At 32.8% G+C, this 2,854-nt stretch carries 4 protein-coding genes and 1 pseudogene; all 5 read left to right on the forward strand.

Going from position 1 to position 2,854, the window contains the following annotated elements:
* A partial coding sequence (locus V7083_RS20100) for a hypothetical protein (protein ID WP_335481259.1) occupies positions 1-318 on the forward strand: 318 nt, incomplete at its 5' end.
* A gap of 154 nt (positions 319-472) precedes the next feature.
* The gene (locus V7083_RS20105; RefSeq protein ID WP_335481261.1) at positions 473-715 is read left to right on the forward strand and encodes a hypothetical protein; all 243 of its coding nucleotides are present in this window, start codon (positions 473-475) and stop codon (positions 713-715) included.
* 450 nt (positions 716-1,165) lie between these two features.
* The gene (locus V7083_RS20110) at positions 1,166-1,624 is read left to right on the forward strand and encodes a DUF2262 domain-containing protein (protein ID WP_335481263.1); all 459 of its coding nucleotides are present in this window, start codon (positions 1,166-1,168) and stop codon (positions 1,622-1,624) included.
* A gap of 241 nt (positions 1,625-1,865) precedes the next feature.
* Positions 1,866-2,431 (forward strand): annotated as a pseudogene (locus tag V7083_RS20115) (transposase); the annotation flags it as partial.
* A gap of 49 nt (positions 2,432-2,480) precedes the next feature.
* On the forward strand, positions 2,481-2,753 hold the full coding sequence (locus V7083_RS20120; RefSeq protein ID WP_335481265.1) for a DUF1871 family protein: 273 nt from the start codon (positions 2,481-2,483) through the stop codon (positions 2,751-2,753).
* Positions 2,754-2,854: the final 101 nt, after the last annotated feature.

Raw genomic sequence — 2,854 nt, forward strand, 5'->3', positions numbered from 1 at the left:
AAGAAAGGATATATAATATCAATGAATAGCATTTTCTTAGGAATTATATCTGGTCTAATATTTGGTTTATTATCTGTACTAATAATGCTTCCGATGAAATTTGAAGATAAACGTACTGCTATTATTGGTTCATTTATAAATCGTTTTACGATTGGTTTCTTAATATCAGTAACTGTTCTTCCTATATATGGTTGGACAAAAGGAATTTTGATAGGGTTGTTAATTAGCCTCCCAGACGCACTTATTACAAAAGCCTATTTACCAATCATTGGATTAGGAGTAATCGGAGGAGCGATTATTGGAGGCTTTATTGGCTAAGGTGGCGTTGATCCAGGAAGGATTAACCGCCTTTTTTGTTGATTTCATTATGTGCTAACAGTGCAGTTTAGTTGAAGAAGAATAACGAATAATGAGTATTGGACTCATTTAGTGAACTAAAAGGTCATACTAAGGTAAAAAAGGTGTGACTTTTATGGAACAAGCATTTTTTCTTATCAAATTAATTTCAGTACCATTACTATTTGGATTAGTTAAAGAGAAGGAAGAAGAGTGTCTTCCTTGTAAAGAGTGCTACTATATAGCTTGGGATGACAGATGGGGAGAAGGATATGCGACAGGTCAAGTAAACCAAAGATATAGCATTGTTAGAACTCTTATACAAATGGGCAAAAACAGACTTAGAGATTGTTTAAATAGCAACAACCAGCTATGTTGAATTAAACGACATAAGAAATCAGCTTAATTTATATCATGGTTATTTTGAGTTTGAAGTATCAAGATATGATCTTATCAGGACTCTTCTAAAGGAAGGTAAAACTGATGAAGAGATTGTCAAAAAAGCTCATTCAAGTATTTACGAATTGAAACAAGTGAAAAAACAGCTTTAACAGTATAATGGAAAAATTCAAATGGGAAGTGCAGTAATATAAACGAAAGCGATAAGACATGGTGAGTAAAACGAAAATATAGGGAAGAAATGTACTTAAGCTAAAGGGAGCGTTGATCAAAAAAGGATTAACGCTTCTTTTTGTTGAACTTTATTGAAGTAAGTGGACAGTTTTGTTTAAGAAGGAATAATTAATTTTTATAGTGAATTAGTGATAAAAAAGTAAGAAAATGGTGATGTAATCAATAGAGGATTATGTTAATAGAAAGGGGCTAGGAAATGGAAAAATCAATACAAAGTAGGTTAATTGGAGTGTTTACATATAATGACGATCGTAAAGTATTTGAGGCAAATGAAGGGAAAATACATTGGAAATTAGATATAAGAAATGAATTTGTTGATGTAGATGAGATGTTGAAAAAGGCCGAAAAACTTTTTTCATGTATAGAAGAATTTGATAAAAATGCAAAAGTATCCATAGCGGATAAATTGATAGATTATAAAAATGATTTTTGGCCCGAGTATGATGAGGATGATGAATATTTAAATTGGGATACTGTAGATGCAGGGGAATATGATATAACAAAAGAAAAATTTCAGGAAGCAATTACCCTTTATGACATTGAAATTAGAGCAAATGAAATTTACTGTGAATATGATGATGGAGATTTATTTGCTGGCCATAGAATACATGCTTACTTTGATAATAATTATGAGTTATTAAGGGCTGATGTATAGGAATATTTAGATTTTTTTAAAATTATTTGTAACAAACACTAGATCCTTGGTCACCTAACGGGTGCTTTTGTTTAACTAAAGGATTGCTACGGCAACTCTTTTTCTACGTTCCATTAACGGGCAGCATTCCTGTAATAAAGAAATATGAGGTTTGAACATAAAAAAGCCCCTTGGTAGAATATGAGTGTCCGAAGCTTGGCGGCAAAAAGGACACAAACATAAATACCAGGAGGCAATTGTTACAATTGGCATTCGTGAAGGTTCTGAAATGGCAAAATTAGAGCTTCGCACGTTAATGGACAAATATGAACTTATAATTAAAAAGTTCGAAGAACTGGATTCAAATATAGATAAACTTCTTGAACAGATTCCTGTTGTTGAACAAATGTTAGCCATTAAGGGAATAGGAAAAGACACTATTGCAGGTTTTTTTTCGGAAGTTGGAGACTTAAGTTACTTTTCCCACCCAAGGCAAATTATCAAATTAGCTGGGCTTAGTCTAAAGGAAAATACATCAGGTAAGCACAAAGGACAAACCAAAATTACGAAGAGAGGAGGGAAGACTTTAAGGGCTCTCCTCTTTCAAGTTGCAATGCTTTGGTGGCTAAGAATACTGCTTTTAAAGCATTACACGAGTATTTTACAAAACGCCCAGATAATCCATTGAAGAAAATGCAATCGTTAATTGCAATATGTAATAAGCTCATACGAATTCTATTTACCATCGGTAAAAAGCAGTGTGAATTTAGTGAGGAACGTATGTTAATGGACATTCCTCATATGTCAGAATTACAGATAGCAGCTTAAATTTCTTTTAATGAAATTCATTAAGTGGTAGTTGTATTGTTATATACATTTGAAGCACGGATTAGTCAGTAAATCAACTAAAATACGGGCAAGGACCCTGTCGGGCAGCATGACTGACATCCACCTCATCGAAAGGATGGGGTGTCCAGATGATGAATATGATCCAGAAATAAGAGATATTGTTGAACTCTTAAGTAATATTAAATCAGTTGATGAATTAGCAGTAGAAATAAACAAAGTATTTATTAAGTGGTTTGAGGAAGATTTGACAATCGAAAAATGTTATCCAGTTGCTTTAACGATATGGAATAAATTATCTTAAAATCTTATTCAATTAACCCCTTTTTTGTTGAACTTGTTTTTGAACAAACGGGGGGGAGTTAAAGAAGGAAAAAGCTTAATGCATATTTGACTCAAACTGTG

This window comes from Bacillus sp. JJ1764 (genome assembly GCF_036962145.1).
GTDB lineage: Bacteria > Bacillota > Bacilli > Bacillales > Cytobacillaceae > Neobacillus.